General features: G+C 36.6%; 22 protein-coding genes, 1 tRNA gene and 1 pseudogene. 7 read left to right on the top strand and 17 right to left on the bottom strand.

What is annotated here, in order from left to right:
• Positions 1-11 precede the first annotated feature (11 nt).
• The 4 genes from F777_RS0103390 to F777_RS0103370 form a co-directional block, all read right to left on the bottom strand.
• Positions 12-668 (bottom strand): response regulator, encoded by a 657-nt coding sequence (locus tag F777_RS0103390; RefSeq protein WP_255326567.1) that lies wholly within the window; start codon positions 666-668, stop codon positions 12-14.
• 205 nt (positions 669-873) lie between these two features.
• Complete coding sequence (locus F777_RS18480; protein ID WP_026750805.1) at positions 874-1248, bottom strand: PAS domain S-box protein; 375 nt, start codon at positions 1246-1248, stop codon at positions 874-876.
• A complete protein-coding gene (locus tag F777_RS0103375) occupies positions 1176-2813 on the bottom strand; it encodes a PAS domain S-box protein (RefSeq protein ID WP_026750804.1) in 1638 nt (545 codons plus the stop codon). The genes F777_RS18480 and F777_RS0103375 overlap by 73 nt, the downstream gene beginning before the upstream one ends.
• 41 nt (positions 2814-2854) lie before the next feature.
• Positions 2855-3928, bottom strand: a complete 1074-nt coding sequence (locus tag F777_RS0103370) for an ATP-grasp domain-containing protein (RefSeq protein ID WP_026750803.1) — start codon at positions 3926-3928, stop codon at positions 2855-2857.
• Positions 3929-4264: 336 nt separating this feature from the next.
• On the opposite strand from F777_RS0103370, the gene F777_RS17975 reads away from it, so the two are divergent.
• Positions 4265-4417 carry a hypothetical protein gene (locus F777_RS17975; RefSeq protein ID WP_157611476.1) on the top strand — a complete coding sequence of 51 codons (153 nt, stop codon included), beginning with the start codon at positions 4265-4267 and terminating at the stop codon, positions 4415-4417.
• 455 nt (positions 4418-4872) lie between these two features.
• Here F777_RS17975 and F777_RS15580 read toward each other — a convergent pair.
• A pseudogene (locus F777_RS15580) lies at positions 4873-5948 on the bottom strand (IS3 family transposase); the annotation flags it as partial.
• 221 nt (positions 5949-6169) lie between these two features.
• Here F777_RS15580 and F777_RS0103345 point away from each other — a divergent pair.
• The 3 genes from F777_RS0103345 to istB all read left to right on the top strand — a co-directional run bounded on the left by F777_RS0103345 (position 6170) and on the right by istB (position 9582).
• Positions 6170-7120, top strand: a complete 951-nt coding sequence (locus tag F777_RS0103345) for a hypothetical protein (protein WP_037369096.1) — start codon at positions 6170-6172, stop codon at positions 7118-7120.
• A 186-nt stretch (positions 7121-7306) separates the two neighbouring features.
• A complete protein-coding gene (gene istA, locus F777_RS0103340; protein ID WP_161631475.1) occupies positions 7307-8821 on the top strand; it encodes an IS21 family transposase in 1515 nt (504 codons plus the stop codon).
• 20 nt (positions 8822-8841) lie between these two features.
• Positions 8842-9582, top strand: a complete 741-nt coding sequence (gene istB, locus F777_RS0103335; RefSeq protein ID WP_026750798.1) for an IS21-like element helper ATPase IstB — start codon at positions 8842-8844, stop codon at positions 9580-9582.
• Positions 9583-9968: 386 nt separating this feature from the next.
• On the opposite strand, the gene F777_RS0103330 is transcribed toward istB, so the two are convergent.
• Both F777_RS0103330 and F777_RS0103325 read right to left on the bottom strand, forming a co-directional pair.
• Positions 9969-10817 carry an IS3 family transposase gene (locus tag F777_RS0103330; RefSeq protein WP_235785968.1) on the bottom strand — a complete coding sequence of 283 codons (849 nt, stop codon included), beginning with the start codon at positions 10815-10817 and terminating at the stop codon, positions 9969-9971.
• 41 nt (positions 10818-10858) lie between these two features.
• Positions 10859-11266: a transposase gene (locus tag F777_RS0103325; RefSeq protein ID WP_026750796.1), complete on the bottom strand. Its 408-nt coding sequence runs from the start codon at positions 11264-11266 to the stop codon at positions 10859-10861.
• Between the two features lie 86 nt (positions 11267-11352).
• Between F777_RS0103325 and F777_RS0103320 the strand changes: the two genes are divergently transcribed.
• Entirely contained in the window at positions 11353-11745 is a 393-nt protein-coding gene (locus F777_RS0103320) for a hypothetical protein (protein ID WP_026750795.1), read from the top strand.
• Between the two features lie 72 nt (positions 11746-11817).
• On the opposite strand, the gene F777_RS0103315 is transcribed toward F777_RS0103320, so the two are convergent.
• From F777_RS0103315 to F777_RS15575, 8 genes are all read right to left on the bottom strand, one after another.
• A complete protein-coding gene (locus F777_RS0103315) occupies positions 11818-12573 on the bottom strand; it encodes a hypothetical protein (protein ID WP_152530849.1) in 756 nt (251 codons plus the stop codon).
• Positions 12574-13002: 429 nt separating this feature from the next.
• Positions 13003-13076 (bottom strand) — tRNA-Ile (locus tag F777_RS0103310).
• A gap of 54 nt (positions 13077-13130) precedes the next feature.
• The gene (locus tag F777_RS0103305; protein WP_026750793.1) at positions 13131-13730 is read right to left on the bottom strand and encodes a hypothetical protein; all 600 of its coding nucleotides are present in this window, start codon (positions 13728-13730) and stop codon (positions 13131-13133) included.
• Positions 13731-13774: 44 nt separating this feature from the next.
• Complete coding sequence (locus F777_RS0103300; protein ID WP_173399623.1) at positions 13775-13960, bottom strand: YgaP family membrane protein; 186 nt, start codon at positions 13958-13960, stop codon at positions 13775-13777.
• Between the two features lie 5 nt (positions 13961-13965).
• A complete protein-coding gene (locus tag F777_RS0103295) occupies positions 13966-14280 on the bottom strand; it encodes a hypothetical protein (protein ID WP_026750791.1) in 315 nt (104 codons plus the stop codon).
• 7 nt (positions 14281-14287) lie between these two features.
• Positions 14288-17491 carry an efflux RND transporter permease subunit gene (locus F777_RS0103290; protein ID WP_026750790.1) on the bottom strand — a complete coding sequence of 1068 codons (3204 nt, stop codon included), beginning with the start codon at positions 17489-17491 and terminating at the stop codon, positions 14288-14290.
• A gap of 26 nt (positions 17492-17517) precedes the next feature.
• Entirely contained in the window at positions 17518-18621 is a 1104-nt protein-coding gene (locus F777_RS0103285) for an efflux RND transporter periplasmic adaptor subunit (RefSeq protein WP_026750789.1), read from the bottom strand.
• Positions 18622-18639: 18 nt separating this feature from the next.
• Positions 18640-19947 carry a TolC family protein gene (locus tag F777_RS15575; protein ID WP_051408403.1) on the bottom strand — a complete coding sequence of 436 codons (1308 nt, stop codon included), beginning with the start codon at positions 19945-19947 and terminating at the stop codon, positions 18640-18642.
• Between the two features lie 72 nt (positions 19948-20019).
• Between F777_RS15575 and F777_RS0103275 the strand changes: the two genes are divergently transcribed.
• Positions 20020-21201 carry a lactonase family protein gene (locus F777_RS0103275; protein WP_152530848.1) on the top strand — a complete coding sequence of 394 codons (1182 nt, stop codon included), beginning with the start codon at positions 20020-20022 and terminating at the stop codon, positions 21199-21201.
• On the opposite strand, the gene F777_RS15570 is transcribed toward F777_RS0103275, so the two are convergent.
• Both F777_RS15570 and F777_RS0103265 read right to left on the bottom strand, forming a co-directional pair.
• Complete coding sequence (locus F777_RS15570; RefSeq protein ID WP_071790302.1) at positions 21198-22568, bottom strand: DEAD/DEAH box helicase; 1371 nt, start codon at positions 22566-22568, stop codon at positions 21198-21200. The two genes, F777_RS0103275 and F777_RS15570, sit on opposite strands and share 4 nt — an antisense overlap.
• A 25-nt stretch (positions 22569-22593) precedes the next feature.
• The gene (locus F777_RS0103265) at positions 22594-23385 is read right to left on the bottom strand and encodes a response regulator (RefSeq protein ID WP_026750787.1); all 792 of its coding nucleotides are present in this window, start codon (positions 23383-23385) and stop codon (positions 22594-22596) included.
• Positions 23386-23561: 176 nt separating this feature from the next.
• Between F777_RS0103265 and F777_RS15565 the strand changes: the two genes are divergently transcribed.
• Entirely contained in the window at positions 23562-24287 is a 726-nt protein-coding gene (locus tag F777_RS15565; RefSeq protein WP_152530847.1) for an outer membrane beta-barrel protein, read from the top strand.
• Positions 24288-24292 lie beyond the last annotated feature (5 nt).

Here is a 24292-nt window from a genome sequence, read left to right as displayed (position 1 = left end):
TCTCGCCAGGGCTAATGCAATGTATACTCATCAATTATTTTCAGAAAATCTTTTATTTCAAATGGCTTAGTTAGGTATTGCTTAGCAACAGCTTCCAGTAATCTATTAACTTGTGATGATACAGCATCGGCACTTACTACCACAACAGGAATTTCTTTGAGCTCTTTATTCTGTTGAAGTATACTAAATACATCTGAGCCATGCATATCAGGTAAATTCAAATCCAATAGAATTAGTTGGGGTTTATGCTCAAGCGCCAGGCTTTCTGCCATTCCTCCGTAAACTGTATTGACTAATTTAACATGAGGCCTGGTGGTTGCAATAATTTGATTGACCAGTTCAATATTAGAACTGTTATCTTCTATATATAACACTACCGACTGCTGCTGAATATTAACCAATTCAGGTTTATCTGGTAATTGCTCTTGTTGTATTTGAATGGTATCAGCCAAGCCGTTTGTCTTGGGTAATTCTACCCAAAATATGCTTCCCTCATTCGGCACGCTCTCTACACCACAAATACCTCCCATTAAAGAAGTGTACTGCTGTACAACTGCAAGTCCAAGACCAGTACCTTCTACTGCACTATTTTCAGCACCAATTCTTTCAAACGGAATAAATAGTTTTTTTAAATGAACAGATTCAATACCAGGTCCATTATCGGCAATTCAAATTTTTATAATTGGCTGATCATTTTTTACAAATTCAACTGCAGAAAGTTTTACCCAACCTCCAACACGATTGTACTTGATTGCATTATTAACCAGGTTAATAACAACCTGCTATATACGCTGCTTGTCGGCTTTAATAAAAAATGACTCTTTACCATCTAGTAACAATAAATTATAATAATTCGTCATTTGGAACTTAAGGTCAGGCCAAGTTTGAATGCTCGTTGGTTTTAATTACAATGGCCTTAATAACTGCATCTAACTCTTCTGCAGAAATTTTTAAGTACTCCAAGAATTTCAACCTTTCTTCTTCAGAAACCAAATGGTTATTAAAGAGATTTACTAAACCCAAAATTCTGGCAAGAGGAGCTCTAACCAGATGCGACTGCTCCCACGCAATTCGAGCCAGTTGTTTATTTTTTGATTCCAGATTGGAAAGTGTTTCCTTCTGCTGAGTTATATCTTCTTCAACACCTATGAACTTAGTAATTTCTCCGTTTGCATTTACAACCGGATTAATATAGGCTTTAACCCAGTAAAGGCTTCCATCTTTTCGTTTGTTACAAAACTCACCCACCCAGGATTCTTGTTTTTAATATTCGCCCATAATCTTTGGTATTCCTCAATAGATGTATAACCTGATTTTAGTATACTCGTTTTTAGCCCTATTAATTCAGGTAAACTATATCCGGAAGATTTACAAAAGGATGGATTGGCATATTCAAAAACCCCATTGGTATCCGTAATCATGACAGATGTGGTACTTTGCTCAATAGCCACTGTAAGCGTATCAATTTGTGTCTTGGCAAGATCATGTTTCTCTGCTAGAGAAAAATTAGACATGGCAAAATTAATATTCTCATTAATTCTGTTCATTAGCTCCAACTCCTCCTGTGTAAAGAAGTCTGGCCTGTTTGCATATATGGCAATCTGAGCAACAGTATAATTATCTACACGTATTGGCATTGTTAAAGAAGACCTGTATCCTCTTTTTAAAGCTTCTTCCCTCCAGATTTCCATTGCAGGATCATTGGCAATATCATTGCAATAATAAATTTTTCCATCCCGTATTGTTCTGCCTGATGGTCCGTTACCTGCTGGTATATTTTTTATTGAAATATGCTTTTTAAAATAATCAAGATAGCCAGATTCTTCCCCTGCATATTTATAAGGTTGTATCGTTTCGTTAATGTCGTCCCTTAATCCCACAAACGCAAAAACGAAACCTCCTTTATTTACAGCAATATCACAAAAACCATTGTATAAATCCAATGGCTCTTTTGCATTTAAAATTAAATCGTTTATTTCTGATGAGAACTTAAACAATCTCTTGGATTGAATTAAAGCTTCTTCATAATTGTTTTGTTCAGTTAAGTCTTTCCCAATTAAATAAACCAGATTAAGTTCCTTATCAACTTTACCACTCCATGTAAAATCTAAAACTTGATTTTGCTTTGTTCTAATTTTAATCTTCTTATCACTAATTGTTCCTTTATCTAATAATTCATTTTTTGCTTCATCTAATAAATGCAAATCTGAGTCAGGAACCAGAGAGAAAGCTTTAAGATTATAGAATTCCTCCAGCGTAAAACCAGAAATATCAGCAGCAGATTTACTTATAAATACTTTTTCAAATTGGCTATTGTAAACAATAATAGCATCATGGGCTGCTTCAAGTATACTGTTGATCATCTTATTCGACTCAACAATCTTTAATTCTTTCTTTATAATTGCATCAATTTCACTGAAAGTGACCGTAATAAACTGAACAGCTCCTCTGTCATCCAACTCTGGAATTGCAGTAGTTAAAATCCAAATTCTATCCCGGGTAATGGGTCTAAATACACCCATAATTACATTTTCTACCGGTTTTGCCGTTTTAAGTGCAAGAGAAACAGGATGTAAATCGCCAGGCAATAATTTCCCCTGCTCATCAATAACATTCCAGGAAGGATCAAAGGAGGTTTTTCCTATCAGCTGATCTTTGGTAAGACCCAGTAGCTGAAGTGCTTTAACATTTGCAAGGACAATGCTTAAGTCGGCGCGATGCTTAACTATTCCTACAGCAACATGTTCAATCAAATCTAGAAATGACTGTTGATTACTATCAGATAAATCGGCAGGCAATAATGGCTCATTCATCTAAGGATACTTGCAAATCTTAATGAAGATACTATAAATAACTATATATGTAATAACTGAGCCAGGCGTGCAATTGGATCGAAAAGATAAGGCCAGTACTTGGTATCTTTAAACTTATATGGACCAAACTTCAATAGTGATACCAGGTATTGCTTTAGTGAAATCTGATAAGCTGTTCTCATTTTGGGAATTTCGATAGATTCTCCTAAAGAAAGTTTCAGCATGATCAGCGGAAAATTAACACCTGCTTTTAAAAAGGAAGGAACCACTGATGCCCAGAATCGGCCGTTAATTTCCAGCACATATACCTTCTTTGTTATTTCATCTCTGCGTAAATCAACACAGGCAACTCCGTTCCAATGCAATAACTGCATCATTGAACCAACCACTTCTACAACATCCGGATCATCATGATAACAAAGTATATCGTTGCTGCTAAAATTAGCCCCTCGTTTTACTGGAGACTCCTGAATGGTATAACATTGTAATTTTCCATTGATACATATCACATTACAGGTAATATCAGTACCCACTACAAATGGCTGAAGCATAAAATCACTGCCAACTACACTGTCTTCTTTAAGAAAGGTCCATAATTCAGTTTCATGAAACATTTTCTGGATTCCACGACCCGAAGCCATTCTAACTGGTTTAACCAATAAAGGAAAGGGATGATTTTTAATGAACTCCTGAACAAGGTTTTTCTGGGCCAGGGAAACAAACGGAAGACTGGGTAGCTGATGCCTGTGTAAGAACGCTGCCAGATTTTGCTTATGAATGCCAATATCAAAATAGGTTGGATCTGTTCCTAACAAACAGGTTGCATATTGCTCTAAATCTGATTTATGCAAGGTCACTTCTCTGATTTCCAATTCATCGTATGGAAAAATGAAATCGATTGAATGCTTGTTACATAAATCAATAATTCTCTGTTTCAGGTCGTCCGTACCATCCGTGTAATAATAAGTGCTTTCTACAAAGCGGGAAAATCTGGCTGCATTTTTACGGTTATGAGATAACAAATAAAATTTATAACCCAGAGCACGCAAACAAAAAAGAACACCCAATGCTAAGTTAGAGTCATACCCAATCAATAGTAGGTTTTTCGGCTTCATAGTGGTTAAAAATTTTAAAATTTGTTAAGATAGTGTTATCAAACATTAACAAATATTCTTAATTTGAATATTGTGCAAATTGAATTTTATTTCAAATAAATATTTATGTTATATAAATAAATAACAAGCCATTTTGCTGTTAGTACCGATCATCTGGGTTCTGTTTAGTGAAGGCTCTCCCTCATTTTTCCCTATAGTATCCTTGAATAATGATGATATACTTGCTCTGTTTCAGGAATAAAAAATGATTAATGATTATCTTCAGAATCTATAATTCTACTGATTTTAAAATCTGCATCTATACTGCATACTTCACAGACAAGCAATATTTAGAAAATGAATAAAGTATTAATTGCAAGCCTGGATAACTGGGATAGTTGTGCAGAAGTTCCATTTATATTCAAAAAAGCAGGCTGTGTGGTAGATATTTATTGCAGAAAAGAAGCCTGGCTTAAAACCAATCGATTTCATGATTTTTGGATTGAGTGAAATTATTGACGACATAAATGTTTTCAAAAAAATAATGCCCCTAACAAAAATTGAAAACAAAAAATTGTTAAGCTCAAAAATAGGGTTTTCAGATTTTTGTATAGATAATCTAATTCAGACTCCGAATTATGCCTTTTATATTTCTGAAAAGGATTATGATAAAATCATTTCAAAGCTTGTAAGTGTCCCTAAAATTCGGACAGTTTAAAAATAGAGCTAAAAGCTTAAATATAAACTGCAAAACATGAAAAAGACACGATTCACTGATGACGTCCTCCCAATAATCGGTCTGGTTAATAGTAGAAGAATCAGGCTATTGGTGAACTGATTTGTACTGATGATGAAGATATGTTTTTTTGATTAATTCTATCACTTTTCGGTGTCTTCATAAACATAACTTCATCATCAGTCGCCTCCGGCAGGATTTCTCCATCGATCAACTTATTTTGATAATACTGAACATATTCTGCAGGTGTTAATTCGTTTAAAGAGCTGTGTGGTCTATAATGGTTGTAATCATTCACCCAATCATTAATCTTTTTATACGCATCGTCTAAAGATAAGAACCAGTGGGTATTTAAGCACTCATCTCTAAAGCTTCCATTGAACGATTCAATGAACGGATTATCCGTCGGAGTGCCTGGTCTTGAGTAATCCAAGGTTACTTTATTTTCATATGCCCACTTGTCAAAATCTTTGCTGATAAACTCACTTCCATTATCAACTTGTATTCGTTTGGGTATTAACTGCTGTTGATTTTTTAATGCTTCTAACACTTCAACTACATCTATTCCTTTTATTGATTTACCAACCCTGATTCCCAAACAAAAACGACTAAAATTATCTACTATAGTTAAGGCCCTAAATTTTCTTCCATCAAACAATTGATCTGCAACAAAATCCATACTCCAACAGTGATGTAAAGTGTTGACTGTACTGCGTTCCAGGCGATGTGCTGCACTTTTACTGCGTTTGGGGCGCTTACTTCTAAGATTTAAACCCTCTTCCTTATAAATCCTATGAACACGCTTATGATTATCCTTAAAACCTTCCCGCCTTAATAGAACATAAATACGCCACATGCCATATCTGACTCTCGCAGCTGCAATCTCTTTTATTCGTTGCCTTAGAGGTCTGTCCTCTCTTCGCCTAGACTTATAGTGCCAAGCTGATCGATGGATGCATACTACACCACAAGCACGCGTTATAGATACCCGATAATCCTTGATTAAACTGGCCGCTAGTTCCTTCAACTGTTTTAGCCTTAAAGCTTTTTTTTTAATACATCCTGGAGCATTTGCTTATCCAAGGTTAAATCAGCGACAATCTGTTTTAATCTTGAATTTTCTTCCTCCATTTGTTTTAATCGCCGTAACTCTGATACACCCAAACCTCCATAACGCTTCTTCCAATTGTAAAAAGTAGCGTCACTAATACCCATCTTCCTACATATCTCATCAATCCGGGTCCCTGTCTCTGCCTGCTTTAACGCAAAGGCAATTTGCTGCTCTGTGTAATGTGACTTTTTCATAAGCAATCTTTCATGTTTAAATTATGAATAATTGCCCGATTTTTCTAATTTACATCAGTCCGTTTTTTCGGGGGGAGGTTAATTGATTTACACGGGTTAGACATTTGCTATACCAAGATTATTATTGGGTATTTAGGACAAATAATTTTTATTTATAAAAATTTATATATATATATTTAAATACATATTACTTTTATGATTTTAAAAAATTTGTTAAATAAATGAATATATTTTATAAAACCACAATGATTTCCAGAGGAATCTTATTCATTTCTATTAGTTTATTAACCCTTTTTAGTTGTCAGAAAATAACTCATCAAACTGTAATAAAACATGATCTTTTATCAGCGTATAATATTTTAAAAGGTAAAATTCCGCTAGAACAATTCAACAAAATTAATTGGGCGAAAGGGCAAAATAATACGTTTAGCAAAATAGATGGAACTCAATATCATGTTTATTTAGTTGAATTAAATACTCCAGGGCAATTTTTAGTCTATGGAGATTCAAAAGGACATGAGGCAATAAAGTTTATTGAATTTGATAAAATATTACCTGCTGAATCGAGGAAGCGACGTGTTATTATTCGTGATTTAAATGGAATTTTAGAAAATGAAATGATAGTTGTGGATGGTAAATGGATAAATCAAAAAACCAGTTTTTCAAATTCTTTCACATCTACTTCAGCAATAACATCCAAAGACATTGCTAACGAACCATTGCCAGAAGTCTTTGTAATAGGTTATATACCTTCAAGTAATGCAAAATTAGACTTTTGGAATCTTTTTTTTATGTTACAAGATAAAGCTTATTACAATGATTTTTTAACATTCCAAAATCCTGAAACTACCAGTTATGGTGGTGGTGGAGATAATTCAACATCAAATGAATCAACAGGTAATGATCCATGTGGTTCAATGAAAACAATTAGTGCTGATACTAATTTCGTTGCTAATATCCAAGATTTATCAAAGAAAGTCAATCAAACAAATGAAGAAGGATATGTAATAACCAAAAACGCTTCAGGTGATTTTGAATATAGTCTAGTGAAAGGTAACGAAAATGAAAATTTCATACACTTTAACTGTAGATTCCGGATCATGTTGACCCCTCATTCCGTTTCATGCTCACCCCCCGTTCCGGGATGTTCACCCCACCTTTTAATTTTCTAAATTAATGCTGTATTAAGGTGTTTTGATTTTATTCCGGCATGTTGACCCCTCTGTTTTTTGTTTTATTTAGTCTGGGTTTTCTGTCATTCCGGCATGTTGACCCCAGTAGGCAATTCAATGTATAGCGCTGAATGATGTTTTTTGCACCCCTAAACCAAGGGAGCGATGTCACAAAAGCCTATTGCAATGGATCACGTAAAACAAATTTTACAATTAAAAAGAGATGGAGTTGCCATTAAAGAGATTGTACGCCGAACGGGTATAAGTCGTAACAGTGTACGTAAATATCTTTCTAGGATCAATGTGTCTACTGATGCTTTTTCAAACAAGGAACTAGCCGATGCTGCATATAATAATGCCGTATTAGATCACAACGAGCAACGCCTACAAAGCTTGTTTCAGTATTTTAAAGTCAAAGCTCATGAACTCTCAAAAACAGGGGTAACCCGACAGCTCCTTTGGCATGAGTATCTGGTGGACTACCCTGATGGTTATGGATACAGTCAGTTCTGTTATCACCTAAAGGAATATCAACGCAACAGTGATGTATCCATGCACCTAGAGTATACGCCAGGTGATATGATCATGGTAGACTTTGCTGGCAAAAAACCATTTTATGTTGATGAGCAAACGGGCGAACAAATCTTCTGTGAAGTCTTTGTGTCTATCCTTCCTTACAGCGGGTTGATTTTTTGTTATGCTGTAGCTACCCAACAGACGGCAGATCTCACCACCTGCTTCAATAAAATGCTCCAGTTCTATGGAGGCAGCCCTGCCACTATTTTATGCGATAATTTAAAGACAGCCGTTATACGCCCCAGTAAATATGAGCCTGTATTTACTGAGATGTGCAACCAAGCCGGAGAACACTATGGTACTACTTTTAGTGCAACCAGGCCCTATAGTCCAAGAGACAAGGCCATGGTAGAGCGTGCGGTAAATATTATCTATACGCATATTTATGCCCCCTTACGTCATCACCACTTTACCAGTATCAAAGCCCTTAATCAGGCAATGTACCAGCAGCTACTTATACTCAATGATAAACCCTATAAGAACACAGTACATAGCCGATGGTACTATTACGACCTTCAGGAAAAAGCAACGCTACGACCTCTTCCCTGTGAAGCATTTTCTCCTAAGAAAGCGGTTATGTTAACTGTACAGCGGAACTATCATGTACAACTAACAGAAAACTATCATTATTACAGTGTACCCTTCCAATATGTAGGCAAAAAAGTAAAAGTACTTTACGACAACCGGGTAGTAGAAGTTTACTTTGACCATCAGCGCATTGCAATGCATCTGCGCAAAACACACCAAAACGCTTATACCACCCTTGATGAACATATGCCGCCACATCATCAGCGCATGAAAGAAATTAAAGGCTGGAATAAAGAAACACTGCTGGAACAAGCAGCTAAAGTGGGCCTGTCTACTTCCCGTGCTGCGGCATTGATGCTTGAAAACAGTATTTACATAGAACAAAACTATAAAGCTTGTTTTGGAATGTTACAGCTACAAAGAAAATATGGTGCCGACCGACTTGAAGCAGCTTGCAGCCGTGCTTTATTGGGTACTCGTATTAACTATACTATGATTAAAAATATTTTAGAACGTGGCCTCGACAAAATGCTCTTCACTTCTAATACCCCCATACCACTTCACGAAAACATTAGAGGAAAAGAACAATATCAATGATTGTCATCAAACCAACATATATGAATACAACACAAACCCTGGAACAATTACAACAACTCCGACTCAATGGGATGTATCAGTCCTATAAATCACAAATGGAACTCCCTTTAGATCAACAGCTCGAAGGACATGATTTAGTTGCCCAATTGGTTCAGTCCGAACAGCTCAGCCGAATGAATGAAAAGACGGCTTATTACCTAAAACTAGCTAAACTGCGCTTGGCTGCTTCGATTGATCAAATTGAATGTAGCCCTGCCAGAAACCTAACTAAGCAACAACTGGGGTTACTAGCGGAAGGACGTTATATCCAGCAAGGAGAAAACGTACTGATTACTGGCCCAACTGGTTGCGGAAAAAGCTTCCTCGCCTGCGCCTTAGGACATCAGGCTTGTCTGCAGGGTTACAAGACAACCTATTTGAATATGAATCGGCTAATTGAAAAAGTAACCCTATCCAAACTGGATGGCTCTTACATTAAACTATTAAACCACCTTGAAAAACAGACACTCATTATTCTTGACGATTTTGGTTTACAAAACTTAAGTCAAGAAATACGACTCACGCTTTTACAACTACTCGAAGACCGTTATGGCAAAAAAAGTATCATCGTAACTTCTCAATTGCCAGTTGCAAAATGGTATGAATACATCAATGACCCTACACTTGCAGATGCCATCCTTGACAGACTGACAGCAAATGGGCATAGAATAGAACTAAAAGGTGAATCATTACGCAGAAAAAAAACCAAGACAAATCAATAACCCTCTGTACTTTTACAACATCATCTAGCTCTTACATTTATTGCCCTCTTAACAGAGGGGTCAACATCCCGGAATAGGGGGTCAACATGACCGGAATTTACACTTTAACTTTAACACAATGTCTCGTCCTAAAAAAACCTTACACATTTAAAAATTAATCCGGATATTACTTTACATGTGTTTTTCTTAATCCTGGATTTTGTTTACAATCAAAGATAGTCATTTTATATCCTTGTATATTTTGATCTATTTATTAGCCTTAAAACGTTGGAAGAAACGTAAACAAGCTCTGCTGAGGGGCATCTTGTCAGGGATATTCCAACCAAATGAACACGATAATCGGCAAAATATTTTGCCGATTATTTTTAGTGTACTTCTGCTATGTCTTAAAAAACCTGTTTCTTTTTCCTGGGATAACTCTTCCAGCTTTTATTAATATCACCTGTCATTTGATGTGCTGACCGTGGTGTGAGATAGCCTAAACTTAAATGAGGTCGTTTAGAATTATATACCTCAATGTTAGAAGTTAAAACCTTGACAGCCTCTTTATGATTTTGATAAACTCGTTTGGGATAAAATTCGTTTTTCAGAATACCATTCATTCTTTCAGCCAGAGCATTTTCATACGGGCTACCACTCTGTGTCATACTAATTTCAATATGGTTTAGTTTCAATACATCTACATATGCCGCCGAGCAATATTGGATTCCTCTGTCAGAATGGTGTATCAATTTACAGCCCTTGCTTCTGTTATTGATTGCCATTTCTAAGGCCTTTAAGCAACCAACAGCTTCCAGCGTTGGGTATAAACAGTATCCTACTATCAATCTTGAATATGCGTCCGTTATTAAGCTCAAATAACTAAACCCATTAATGGTTCTTATATAGGTAATATCACACACCCAAAGCTGTTCTGATGCATTTAAATTAAGCCCTGTCGTTAAATCCGGATACTTCTTTAACCAATGAAATGAATCAGTAGTTTTTATCATCCTGCGTCTCTTTCGGACAAGCAGACCATGGTGTCTCAGTAGATTAAATAGCTGATCTCTTCCCATTTTTATCCCATGATCCTGCAGTGGCCCTGCCAAATAATGAACCAATTTCCGGGTTCCAATCATTGGCATAATCAACCTGGCCTCCCGGACCAAACAGAGAACTATCATTTGAGCAATCGTGATATTTTGTTCTTGCTTTTGAGCATCATAAAATGCTTGCCTTGTCACACCAAACAGTGCACAAATACTCTCCAGTGATGCTTTTGGATTTCTTTGCCTTATTCTTTTGACTGTTTGGTACCAGACTTTTTTCTAATCTTAATTTTGAGGTCGTCCTCAGCAACTTGGATCATAGTTTGAAGGGTAAGGACCTTTAACTCAGATTTTTCAAGTGCACCAGTTAGCTCCTTAATCTTTTTGGACAATGCCAAGTGTTGTTGATTTTCATTCATAGTTGATAATAAATCTAATGAATGATTTTGGGATAAATCCTTTGTGGATTGCTTTAAAATAAATAGCCTTAGGGTGTTCCTATTGACTCCATATTTACGGCATGCCGTTTTCTTTGGCATTCCCCTTTCCTGAATTTCTCGGACAATTTCTAACATTTCCTCTTCGCTTCTCCGCCTATATGGTTGGCTACTGGGGAAACTAGGCTTTGACTTTTTTTGAACCTTTTCTGTCATGCTGAATAGTTTTTTGACAAGCTATTTCAGGACTAGACACAAGGACTTTTGGCATTATACATTCTCATTATTCTGGCCTAAATTCAATGCCATCACCAGGTGACCTAAAACAATTAGGTAAAATAGTTGCTAGTAATTCCGCAAAAGATCCGTATAAGATTTATAGTGATTTCACACTTGGTGTTGTAAGTACATATGGTTCATATGTGTTTAAAATAAATGATATTGAAAAATTTATAAATTTTTATGTAGATCATCTTTCAGATGATATGGATTTACAGTCTTTTGAAAATAAATATAAAGCAGATTATAACCTAGCTAGTAGTAACCATAGCAAATCTTGGGAAACTAACTTTTTAAAATTAATAAAAGATTACGATGCAGGATTGACTATGTTCAAAGGATCTAACGAATCAAAAAACTGGCAAGAAAAAAAGTTAAATGAAAATTCAGTAATTGATGGGCCTTGTAAAAACTAAACATATAAAATATTAGTTGCGTTCAAATATTTTCATTAACCCTTAGTGATAATTGAGTATTGCAATACCTGTTTATTTTGGTGTAAACCATTCGAACATAGGTTTGGTAATAAATTGACTTATTTTCAATACGCCTCCCCGCATTGCTATATATATATTGTCACCATCAATTAAAATAGAAGAAGGATATAACATTCCCCAATAAAATGGAGCTTTAAGTAATTCAGTAACCTTTAAATCTTTACCAAGTACCGATAAATGTTGACTAGTCAGAATTAATTTTTCATCGTTATAATCAACAATTAATCTTGGTGTTCCAATTAAAATACATACAGATTTGTATTTCCAATGCTCATTTTCCTCATAAATTTCAATTATTTGACCATTATATACACCTACAGATGCATACACTTTTGATTGAAATTCAAAAATTTCTTGAATTCTAAAACTTTGGTGAATTTCACGCAGCTTTCTTCTTGATAAATCAATATAATACAATCCCCCTCCAAACTCACCATTATTAACCCCCATTAAATAACCAGAAGATATTTTCTTAAAAAACTTAATTCCTTTAATTGAATCGATTAATTTCCTTATTCTTTTACTTAATACAGGCAGACTATCCCCCCTTTCTAATCTATTAGCCTTTCTTTTTACTTCCCAAACATTACCAGATTTTTCAAAAAACCAATTATTATCTGAATTATTTGCTTTGTATATTCTATCTTCTAATGGTAGTGTGTCTAATTTCCAGTTAGTTAAATCTGGAGCTTGGCCCTTGCAAAGATTGCAAATTAATAAGCAATAAATCAATACCCTCATTTTCATACTTTTTGAAGTATTTCTCTGAAATAAATTTAAAAATTTAATCTGACTATTCAATTCTAAATTTTCATTATACTCTATATAAAACTTTTTGATTTTTAGGGTAATTATAATCCAATTGGCGTTACAGACACAAGTGCTTGTTACGAAATTGAAAATCTGGTATTAATTTTTGGAAAAAAATTGTGGACCAAAAAGTGGTGCAAAAAAAAGCCACTTAAGACTGTTTGTCGTAAGCGGCTGATTCTTACTTTCCCCCTCCAAGACTTGAACCTGAGACCCTCTTACATACACACGGTTATATTAGATTTCTGTCTACTTTCATATACTTCCAGACCAAAATTCGTGATGATTATCAAAAAAGGCATGCAAATAGTATGCAAATAAAAAAAGCAGCTACCAACTTTCGTTCGTAACTGCTTGATTTTCAAGTGGGCCCACCAGGGCATGATCCTGGGACCCCCTGATTATGAGTCAGGTGCTCTAACCAACTGAGCTATAGGCCCGAAGAACATTGCTGTTCTTAAAGGGTGGCAAAAATAATGATTATGGGCTAATTTCTATTGAATTTCTAATGAATTTCTATAAACCCATTCCTGTTCGAGTGATTTGAAGATAATCCAGTTACCATCCAAAGACATAATAACCATGTCTTCTTCCTCTGGCAAAAGCTCATTCAAATCCGGCGAATTCATTATATCATACAAGTCCATTTTTATTACAGGAGACATACGAACAAAAAATACATAAACTGGTTGTTGCGTTATTTGGTTTTGCATAACTATCTGAGAAAATATTGCAGCAGGTGCCTCATTGGTTTTTAAAACTGGAGCATCCGGCAGATATCTTAGCGGCAAAACACCAGGATGATTCTTGAAAAGTAATTCCAGAATTACTGGTTCACTTCCGACTTTCAAAAACTTAGTTAAATCAGAAAATTCTGTCCAGGGTGCATGATTTAAAAAACTATCCCAAAATGGCAACTCTGAATCTTGAACCCAGTCCAGACAGATCAATTCACAACTTTTAATCTTTTCATTTACCTGTTTAAACCAATTCAACCAGCAATTTTCTAAAGCCTTGATTTTTGATTCAACTAATAACCGAGTTTTTAACGAGCGCTTTTTATCTGCTAACTTATCCCTCTTTTCTAAATTCATATTACTAGTGAATGGCAAATACCAAGGTACATCAGTTTTACTTCTTATTTAGAAATATTTGCTTTTTCTAGTATACATTCTAGAGGACAAAACTTGGTAAAAGAGGATTGCAATAGATTTAAACCTACAAATGCCGCCAATAAAAGCCAGTTAATATGCACAAAATAGGCAAGACTAATACTGGTCAATACAAAGCCCCCTGCAACAGCTCTTACAATTCTTTCTTTCATAATGATTATTTTGTTGAATTTTCTACGGGTACAATAAATGCTCTGATTGGAAACTGATTTTCTTTTTCCTTAGCATTAAAGTCATCTATTAAACTTAGGGCATGATTGGCTGCCTCATTATTACAGAAGCTAAAAATAAAAACAGAATCGTATTTGTTTCCATCATCAGAACCAAACCAATCATCCAGGATATAATCATCGGGACTATTTTTTACACCCATGGTATCTGTAACACTAAAGACGGAAACAGATGCTTCTTTCAATATTTTTTCAATGGATTTGCTGCATTCTTTTACAGCTGTAATTATTAATAATTTCATGTCAATATTATTTTACTTTATTGCGCATCATTTTATAGTAAAGCAATGGCACAACCAATAAGGTTAAAAATGTTGATGTAATGGTTCCTCCCATTAAAGAAATAGCTAGGCCTTGGAAAATTGGATCAAACAAGATGATTACAGCACCTAGCACAACTGCACCCGCAGTTAACAGAATTGGCGTTGTTCGAACAGCCCCGGCTTCAATAATAGCTTGTTTCAAAGGAATGCCTTCATCAAGCCTGATATTGATAAAATCGATTAGCAAAATTGAATTTCGCACCATTACACCAGCCAGTGCAATAAAACCAATCATAGAGGTTGCGGTAAAATAAGCATCCATCATCCAGTGCCCAAGAATAATTCCAACCAAACTCAATGGGATTGCAGCAAGCATAACTACCGGAACGGTAAAATTCTGAAACCAACCTACTATCAGCATATAGATGATCAGAATAACTGCAGCGAAAGCAATTCCTAAATCTCTAAATACTTCGTAGGTAATCTGCCACTCTCCATCCCATTTAAGTGAATACTGATCCTGACTTTCGGGTTGCTTTGTATATTCTTCTTTTATAGTGTAACCTGCAGGTATTTTGAGCATTGAAATACTGTCAGACATTTTAGAAATAGCATAGAATGGACTCTCTAGTTCACCTGCCATATCAGCCATTACATAAACAACTTCCTTCTGATTTTTACGGTAAATACTTTTGTCTTTCACCTGTCTATTTACAGTAACAATGTCTCGCAAGTTTACTGTATTGCCCTGCATTCCTGTAACTGTCAATCCAAGAATTTCATTCACACCAGCTTTATCTTCCTCTTTTAACTGTAAACGAATTGGAGTTTGCGAAAAGGAACTAGGTGCATTAATTACCCCAACAGGCATTCCTGAAAGTCCGCCGGCAACTATTGCATTCACTTGTGCTGTTGCAACTCCATAACGCATTGCTTTTTCTTTGTCAACTGTAAACTTATATTCATACTGATCATCTTCAACCATCCAGTCTGCATCAACCACATCAGGTGTTTTACGGAACAGCTGTTCAATTTGTCTGCCAATCTCAATCTGTTGTTTATAGTCAGGGCCATATACTTCCGCTACCAATGTAGATAAAACTGGAGGACCTGGCGGAACTTCAACAATTTTTACATTTGCATGATACCTGGCAGCAATTTTCTGAATGGGTTCACGCATTGACTTAGCTATATCATGACTCTGCAGAGAGCGCTCTTCTTTATCAATCAGGTTCACTTGTATATCTGCCACATTATCACCTCTTCTTAAATCATAGTGTCTAACCAATCCATTAAAACTAATTGGACCAGCTGTTCCTATATAACCCTGATAGTTTTTCACCATGGGCTGTTTGGATACATACTGTGCTATCTCATTAGCCACTGCGTTTGTTTTTTCCAGTGTTGTACCTTCAGGCATGTCAATCACTACCTGAAACTCATTCTTATTATCAAAAGGCAACATTTTAACCGCCACAGATTTTGTGTAAAAAAGTAACATGCTGGCTAATAATACAACTACGGTACCCATGATAAATGCCCATCGCTTCCATCTTACTTCCAGCATAGGCTGAATGAATGAGTTATAGATTTTATAGATGCCTGATGCTTCCAAAGAATGACTTCCATGTGAATGATCTTCACTACCGCGTTTTTCCTTTTCTCTTAAGAAAATATATCCTAAATAGGGAGTTAAGGTTAAGGCAACAATCAATGAAAGCAACATAGCAATAGATGCTCCAATAGGCATTGGGCTCATATAAGGCCCCATTAAGCCGGAAACAAATGCCATTGGAAGTACGGCCGCTACTACAGTGAAAGTGGCAAGTATGGTTGGGTTACCGACTTCATTAATGGCATAAATAGCGGCTTGCAGAGGCGGCAGTTTACGCATTTTAAAGTGACGGTGCATATTTTCAGCAATGATAATTGAATCATCCACTACAATACCTGTAATGAATACCAAGGCAAATAAAGTAATCCGGTTCAGTGTATAATCCATTGCATAATAACTAAACAAGGTCAATGCAAAAGTTACCGGTACAGAAAGAAATACAACCAAACCACCTCTCCAGCCCATGGCCAGCATTACAAAAAGCGTTACTACAACAATTGAAATAAATAAGTGGAATAATAATTCAGATACTTTATGAGCTGCAGATTCACCATAGTTTCTGGTTGCAGTTACCTGAATATCTGATGGTATCAAATCCTTTTTAAGGGATTCTACTTTCGATAAAATATTATCAGAAAGCTTCATGGCATCTGCGCCCTTCTTCTTGGCAATAGCTAATGTTACAGCAGGATACGATGCAGAAAACTTTTTAAATCCCGCCGTATCGGCCTGACCGTAACCATAAAATACATATTGACTTGAAGTTGCCGGAGACTCTGTAACGGTTGCCACCTGCTTTAAATAAACAGGCGTCCCGCTATTCATACCAATCACCAATGAAGCCACGTCTTCGGCTGAGCTAAGAAAATTACCGGTAAGTACAGCGAATGAGCTGTCATTTTTATAAAAACTACCACTTTGTGATTGTGTATTTGCTCCACCAATTGCTTTAGATATAGATAAAAAGTCAACATGATTAGCTGCCATTAAAGTCTTATTCAAAAGTACTTTTACCTCTTTTGCTCTTCCTCCGATAATATTGATATCAGATACATCGTTGGACTTTTTTAACTCATTCGACAATTCCTGAGCAACCTGTTTCAATTGATAGTCATCATATTTTTCACCCCAGAGTGTTAGTCCAAAAACAGGAACATCATCAATTGCTCTGGTTTTGATCAAAGGCATGGAAACACCTTGCGGCATTTTATCCATATTCTTCATGATTTCACTATAGAGCTTTACGAGTGAACGTTCAACATCTTCCCCTACCAAAAACTGAACAATCAGCATGGTTTGGCCACTCATTGATGTAGAATAAACATATTCTACTCCCTTTATATTTGAAATAACTTTTTCTAGAGGAGCAGATACTTTTGTTTCAACTTCTTTTGGACTTGCTCCCGGATAGGCAATAAAAATATCAGCCATAGGAACCTGAATCTGAGGTTCTTCCTCTCTTGGCATTAATAAAGTACTATAACCGCCAATAAGTAAGAAGGCAACCATCAGCAGAATGGTAAGTTTGGACTGCAAAAATGCTTTTGCTATATTTCCTGATAATCCTTTTTCCATTTTCATTTGTTTAAATGCTTTGGCAATTATTTTGCAATCTTTACAGGTACACCGTTATAAAGGTTCCCCTTGGCACTCACAATATATTTTTCACCTTCAGATAGTCCAGACAAAACCTCAATTTGACCTGATTGATTTTTTCCTAATCTTACCCATCTTAAAAGTGCTGTATTCTCGGCAGTAATTGTGTAAATACCAGTAAGTTGGTTTTTATAAACAATACTTGATTCCGGAACACTTATGGCCTTATTCACTTTTTCTGCTAATGTTATTTCAGTAACCGGAACCATTATATTAACAAACATGCCTGAATAAAAACTTTTCATGTCTGCCTGAGGCAAACTAATTTTTACAATGTATTGCCCTCCGGTAAACTGAGATGAAGGATTTACCTGAATTACCTTTCCATTCACTTTCTTATTAACAGCTTGCACATACATTTCAACAGCTTGTCCGGTTGAAATACTTGCAATTAAATTTTCCGGCACCATCGCACTTACCTGTAAATTACCGGTTTGCTCTAAAGTTAAAATAGGCATACCTGGACTGGCAATGCTACCAGCTTCAGCATTCTTTTGAGAAATTACACCTGAAAAAGGAGCAGTAACGGTTGTATAAGCCAAATTTGCGTTGACTTCATTTTTCATTTGCTTTGCCGCATCCAGGTTCGCTTTCGCAGAAGTATACTGTAAGGATATTTGTTCCAATTCCTTTGCAGTAGCACTCTGTTGTTTATAAAGTGCAGTAAATCTTTCGTGATCTTTTTGTGCATTTTTAAAAGCAGCTTCCGCCTGAGCTATCATGGCTTCTGTTTGAGCCGTCTTGGCTTTAATATCACTGGCATTAATCGTAAATAATACCTGACCTTGCTTAACTATATCTCCTGCTTTTACCCGCATACTGGTAATGGTACCCATTACTCGGGTAGAAATATTGGCTGATTGAATGCCTTCGATTTGACCAGTAATTTCAAAATTACCATTTGTAACATTGGTCCCGGCATTTGCTAATACAACTTCAACAGGTGCTTCAGAAACAACAGTCTCTGCACTTTTTTTATCTCCACAAGCAGTAGCTGTAAACGTAGTTATGATAGCTCCAGCAATGACTAATTTGTAATTTATTTTCATTTTAGTGGTTTTAATATTTTACTTAACTGTTGTTAAAAATTCATAGTAATTAATAGCAGCCTGTTCCATCAATTTGGCTTCTGCCTGCTGTAGTTTTTGTTGAGAAAGCTGCGTTTGAGCAAGCAGTATATCATTGGTGCTAACCAGCCCCTGCTGATATCTGTTTTGTAATATTCTTAAAGATTCGTCGGCCTGTGCTATTGAGGTTTCCAATTGCTGATATTTATACCTAGCATCTTTAATTTTACGGATTGTATTTTGCAGTTCGGTCTGTTCCTGATTAAATCTTGCAGCCAACTGTTCCTGTAGTTTAGCTTTTTCTATCGTTTGAGTAGCAATCTTATTTTTTGTCTGATTACCCTTGATAATATCCCAGGACAATTGAATGCCCGCAAAATAAGAGCCTGCATTAAACCCCAATGCTTTTCTGTCGTTCAATTGGTAATTAGCAAAAGCATTCAATCTGGGGAGCCAGCTCATTTTAGATCCTTTTATAGCAATATCATACATGCCCAATCCTGTTTGCATTGCTTTTAAATCTGATCTGTCCATTGGAATAGCTTGTAATTGTTCCTTTGCAAAATCAAGCGAAACTGGTGTGGTTTTATATATTACACCCTGTGGTTTATTCATCATCAGACCCAACTGATCTGAAGTCTGCGCTATATTAGAATAAAGCTCATTTAAACGGGTTTCAGTATTTTTAACCTGAACTTCAACATTGAGCAAATCAGATTTTTGCATCAGCCCCTGATCAAATCTGTTTTTAGTAAACTGATAAATTGACTGAGAAGTAATTAGGGCACTTTTTACAACATCAAGTGCCTGATACAAAAAATTTAATTGCAGATACAATTGTGTAACCTGCATCTTAACGGCTTCTTCTGTTCTCTTTGTTTGCAATGAACTTATCTGGACTTGTTGTTCAGCCGCTTTGCGCATTTGAAGCATATCCATATTTATAATGGGCTGTTGTAAACTTAATTGAGTAAGATAATTAGGTGTAGCGCCGGGGTTATTTAATAATGCAGGATTAAAATCAGCTGCAGTTACATTGGCCTGCTGAAGCTTGAATCCAAATGCATTCAATGGGTTGTTGGTATTCATTGCTGTATACGAAAGGTTCAGCTGCGGCAACCAAATAGCTTCGGTTTGCTTTACGTTGGCGCTGGCAATCTGCTGATTAATCTGCGCAATTTTGATTTGCTGATTGGCTTTTTGTGCCAGACTTAATGCTTCTTCCAGCTGGATTTGGGTAGGCATTTCCTGTGCTTCTACGCTAAGAAATCCGAGGATTGACACTAAAAAAATTGACAATAATCTCATAATTCCTATTTTAAGAACACAAAAGTAGAACCGTTAAAAAGCCTGTTCAGTAACATATGTAACAATCGGGGTTTGCCAAGAAAGGCCGATATTTATGGTATCAATACACTTGAATTGCTCGCTATGAACCGATTAATAAAAGGATTGCTAAACCTCTTCTTTACCCTTATTCCATTTTTATCCATTACTGCACAAAAGCCTGGCAGTCAGAGATTGTTGATTGGCAGTTATACCAATGGAACTGTAACAGAGGGTATTTATAATTACCAATTCAATGCCAATGGTTCAGCTGAGTTGATAAGCAAAACAGCAGCAGCGGATCCTTCCTTTTTAGCAATCGCCGCAAATAAACCCAATATATATGCAGTAAACGAATTGGGCAATGGCATGGGTGCAGTATCCGCATATCAATTCGATAAAGTATCCGGTAGTTTTCAATTACTGAATACGGTTTTAAGCGGTGGCGACCATCCTTGTCATATTAGTATAGATTCCAAAAATCGTTTTGTATTTGTGTCAAATTATTCAGGAGGAAATTTTAGTGTGATGCGCATTGAAGCCGATGGAAGCCTGAGCAATGCGGTACAAACCATTCAACACACTGGCAGCAGTGCCAATAAATCAAGACAAGACAAACCACATGTGCATTCTGCCTTTATTTCTCCCGATGAAAAATATTTATTGGTGCAGGATTTGGGCACCGATCAGATTAGCGTATATGGCTTAAACCTGAACAATACCCGTCCCGTTTCACAAAAGCCTCTTTCTGTGTTTAATTGCAATCCGGGTGATGGTCCAAGACATATCAGTTTTCATCCCACCAAACCCATTGTATATGCAGTTCAGGAACTAACAGGATCTGTTACTGTATTGAACTTTACAAAGGGTACGCTCAGAAAACTACAGCAGGTAAATATGTTTGTAAAGGGCGACGAAAAAAAATCTGGCGCTGCTGATATTCATGTATCACCGGATGGAAAATTTTTATACGCTTCCAACCGGGCCGACTTCAATGACCTGGCTATTTTTAAAATTGGGCAAAATGGCTGGTTGCAATGGGTGGGATCAGAACCAACGCTAGGTCTGGCACCAAGGAATTTTGCCATAGACCCAACAGGAAAATTTTTATTAGCTGCCAATCAAAACAGTAACGAGGTGGTTGTTTTTAAAAGAAATTTACAAACAGGAAAACTAACGGATACGGGAAAACGAATTGAGGTTTCGAAACCCGTTTGCCTGAAGTTCGTTGATTAATTATCCTTCTTTTCTTTATTATCAATTGGCTTTGGGTCAGATGAATTTAATTTAATATTTCCCTGATTACCTTGCCTTTGATTATGATTGGATTGATTTCTATTTGGCTGAGCAGACCTATTTTGATTTTGTCGCGGTTGGCCTGGTCTGAACTGATTCGGTCTGCCTTTTTGCGGTGGGCGATTTCCGCGGTGCGCACCTGGTTTGAATGCTCTTGGCGCATATTCCGGCGCAGGACCAAAAGATTCAGGAACCGGAATTTTCTCCACCGGCTTGCCCAACAATTCTTCTATCTGTAAAAACTTTCTTTGCTCGGGTTCGCTGATAAATGTGATGGCAGTTCCTGAAGTGGCTGCACGGGCTGTTCTTCCAATGCGATGGATATAATCTTCACCATCATTGGGTACGTCGTAATTAATGACCAATTCAATTTCTTCAATATCAATACCACGACTTAAAATATCGGTGGCCACCAGAATTTTTAATTTTCTGTTTCTGAAATCCTGCAATACCTGTTCTCGCTTGTCTTGCAATAAATCTGAATGAATTTCTTCTACGGATAATTTAGCACGTTTTAATTCAGAAGCCAGTTGTTTTACATTCTGCTTTTTAGAGCAAAAAATAATGACGCGGGTATATGTTTGGTGCGTTAGCACATATTTAATCAGCGGAATTTTTTGTGGCTCATATACCACATATGCCTGTTGTAATATTTGCTCTGGTGGTTTAGAAACCGCAATATTTATTTCTGCAGGATTGTTCAATAACTTTCTGGCCAGCTCTCTCATTTTCTGAGGCATGGTTGCAGAAAATAAAAGGCTTTGTCTTTGTTTTGGCAGGAAGGAAATGATTTTCATGAGATCATCATGAAAACCCATGTCGAGCATTCTGTCTGCTTCATCCAATACCAGATATTGTACTTCCTGCATTTTTACATAGCCCATATTTAAATGAGCAATCATTCTGCCGGGTGTACAAACCACCATGTCCACCCCACTGCTTAAGGCTTTCTTTTCTGCAGTAAATGAACTTCCGTCTCCACCACCATATACCGCAATACAACTTATATCCGTAAAATAACCCAGCCCTTCCATGGTCTCAGAAATCTGAATTGCCAGCTCACGGGTAGGAACAATAATCAGGGCGTTAATATGATGAGCCGAATGTGGCTGCGTTAACATCTTATGAATAATCGGTAATAAAAAGGCTGCCGTTTTACCGGTTCCGGTTTGTGCAGATGCAATGATATCTCTTCCTTCGAGTATGGGTTGAATCACCTGCGCCTGAACAGGAGTGGCTGTTTCATAGCCCATGGCATCAATCCCCTCCAGCAGTTTTTCAGTTAAACCGAGTTCTCTAAAATTCAAAATGATATATAATTAAGTAAACTAATTAAGCTCCGAGTTTTTTGATCTCTTCATGTAATACATCTTTGGCCAACTCGAAGTACTTTTTAAACAATTGCAAAGAAGGGGGAATGGTTTCCAGCTTTTCCAGCTTTTTAGCATTAACTTCCATGGTATTAGCCAATGTATGCATGTCCGGAACCCTTACTACAGATAAGGAGGATTTTGCGTAGTGAGCAGACTTGTAAAAGTTTTCCCAGTTCTCAGCGGCCAGATCATCTTCCATTTTTTGTATGCTTTCCGGCATACTTTCCAAAAACATGTTGATGATGGTAGTTTTATATTCATTGTCACCCTCTGCCAGTTCATTCAGCATATCTAAATCAACGGCAACTGTAGACACAGTGTCTGGTGCTTTAACACCAAAATTGGCATTATTGGGCTTTACGGGTGGTGGGGCATTGAATATTTCATCCAGGGTTTTATATAATGCTTCCAGTCCAAATGGCTTTGCCAAACAGGCATTCATTCCCATTCTGGTAAACTTGTCTCCTTCGGCACGACTGCTCCAGCCTGTCATCGCAATAATCGGAATCTCCTTGTTAATTTCGGCCCTGATGATTTGAGTGGCTTCAAATCCATCCATTTCCGGCATATTAATGTCCATCAAAATCAGGTCATAAGGGTTTTGCTTCAACATTTCAATAGCTTCCGCGCCATTACCGGCAATATCAAAGCTGGCTCCGGTAACATTTAAGGAGTGTGTGATCAACTTTTGATTCACAAAGTCGTCTTCTGCTATTAAAATCCTTTTTCCCTTTAAAAAATCCGTATTCATCCCTTTCGTTTTACGTGCTACGAGCCATAAATATAAATTTTATATGGCGTTTATCGTGAAAATTGTGAAAATACCCTGCATTATAACCCCATTTGACTAATTTTTAACCAATCGGATGCATTCATTTTGATTATTTTTGCAGCCTTGCAAGGGGAATAATCTTGCAATCAACCAAAATGAAAAGAATATTTCTAGTAATTGCTACGCTTGCAGGACTGGGTGCCGCTGCTCAAACAACAAAAAAAGATTGGAGTAAAATTGACCTGAGTGGGCGATCCAAAGACCACTTTATGATTCAATATGGTTCAGACAGCTGGACAAACAGACCCGATAGTGTAAGAACCGGAAACGGTTTTAGCAGACATTTCAACTTCTATGTGATGTTTGATAAGCCTTTTAAAAACAATAAGAAGTTCAGTCTGTCTTATGGTGCCGGTATTGGTTCCAGCAATATTTTCTTTGACAATGTAAACGTTAATATCAAAGCAAATGCAGCTCGTCTGCCTTTTACCATTGCGGATAGCATTAACCATTTTGACAAATTTAAAGTAACCAATATTTTCCTTGAGATACCCGTAGAACTACGTTACTATACCAATCCGGAAAATCCGGCCAAGTCCTGGAAATTTGCAATTGGTGCAAAAGTGGGTACTCTTTTAAGAGCTCATACCAAGGGTAAAAACCTGGTTGACAAAAACAACCAAACCGTTTATGGTAATAGCTTTGTTCAAAAAGAAGTAACCAAAAAATACTTTAACGGAACCTCTCTGGCTATCACAGGTCGTGTTGGATATGGTATCATTGGATTACAGGGAAGCTACTATATCAGTTCGGTTCTAAAAGACGGCGCTGGCCCTTCCATGAACAGATTTTCTTTAGGTATTTCAATTAGCGGATTATAATTCAA

Source organism: Sediminibacterium sp. C3 (assembly GCF_000508085.1).
GTDB lineage: Bacteria > Bacteroidota > Bacteroidia > Chitinophagales > Chitinophagaceae > Sediminibacterium.
Note: the sequence above shows the minus strand (reverse complement) of the source record. Positions and strands in the feature narration are given on the sequence as shown.

Bases quoted from the DNA above. Each gene is read 5' to 3' on its own strand.
- F777_RS0103345 (WP_037369096.1), top strand. From the start codon at position 6,170: ATGAATATATTTTATAAAACCACAATGATTTCCAGAGGAATCTTATTC.
- F777_RS0103305 (WP_026750793.1), bottom strand. From the start codon at position 13,730: ATGAATTTAGAAAAGAGGGATAAGTTAGCAGATAAAAAGCGCTCGTTA.
- F777_RS0103370 (WP_026750803.1), bottom strand. From the start codon at position 3,928: ATGAAGCCGAAAAACCTACTATTGATTGGGTATGACTCTAACTTAGCA.
- istA (WP_161631475.1), top strand. From the start codon at position 7,307: ATGGATCACGTAAAACAAATTTTACAATTAAAAAGAGATGGAGTTGCC.
- istB (WP_026750798.1), top strand. From the start codon at position 8,842: ATGAATACAACACAAACCCTGGAACAATTACAACAACTCCGACTCAAT.
- F777_RS0103315 (WP_152530849.1), bottom strand. From the start codon at position 12,573: ATGAAAATGAGGGTATTGATTTATTGCTTATTAATTTGCAATCTTTGC.
- F777_RS15565 (WP_152530847.1), top strand. From the start codon at position 23,562: ATGAAAAGAATATTTCTAGTAATTGCTACGCTTGCAGGACTGGGTGCC.
- F777_RS0103295 (WP_026750791.1), bottom strand. From the start codon at position 14,280: ATGAAATTATTAATAATTACAGCTGTAAAAGAATGCAGCAAATCCATT.
- F777_RS0103375 (WP_026750804.1), bottom strand. From the start codon at position 2,813: ATGAATGAGCCATTATTGCCTGCCGATTTATCTGATAGTAATCAACAG.
- F777_RS0103325 (WP_026750796.1), bottom strand. From the start codon at position 11,266: ATGACAGAAAAGGTTCAAAAAAAGTCAAAGCCTAGTTTCCCCAGTAGC.
- F777_RS0103300 (WP_173399623.1), bottom strand. From the start codon at position 13,960: ATGAAAGAAAGAATTGTAAGAGCTGTTGCAGGGGGCTTTGTATTGACC.
- F777_RS0103320 (WP_026750795.1), top strand. From the start codon at position 11,353: ATGCCATCACCAGGTGACCTAAAACAATTAGGTAAAATAGTTGCTAGT.
- F777_RS0103285 (WP_026750789.1), bottom strand. From the start codon at position 18,621: ATGAAAATAAATTACAAATTAGTCATTGCTGGAGCTATCATAACTACG.
- F777_RS0103265 (WP_026750787.1), bottom strand. From the start codon at position 23,385: ATGAATACGGATTTTTTAAAGGGAAAAAGGATTTTAATAGCAGAAGAC.
- F777_RS15575 (WP_051408403.1), bottom strand. From the start codon at position 19,947: ATGAGATTATTGTCAATTTTTTTAGTGTCAATCCTCGGATTTCTTAGC.
- F777_RS17975 (WP_157611476.1), top strand. From the start codon at position 4,265: ATGAATAAAGTATTAATTGCAAGCCTGGATAACTGGGATAGTTGTGCA.
- F777_RS0103290 (WP_026750790.1), bottom strand. From the start codon at position 17,491: ATGGAAAAAGGATTATCAGGAAATATAGCAAAAGCATTTTTGCAGTCC.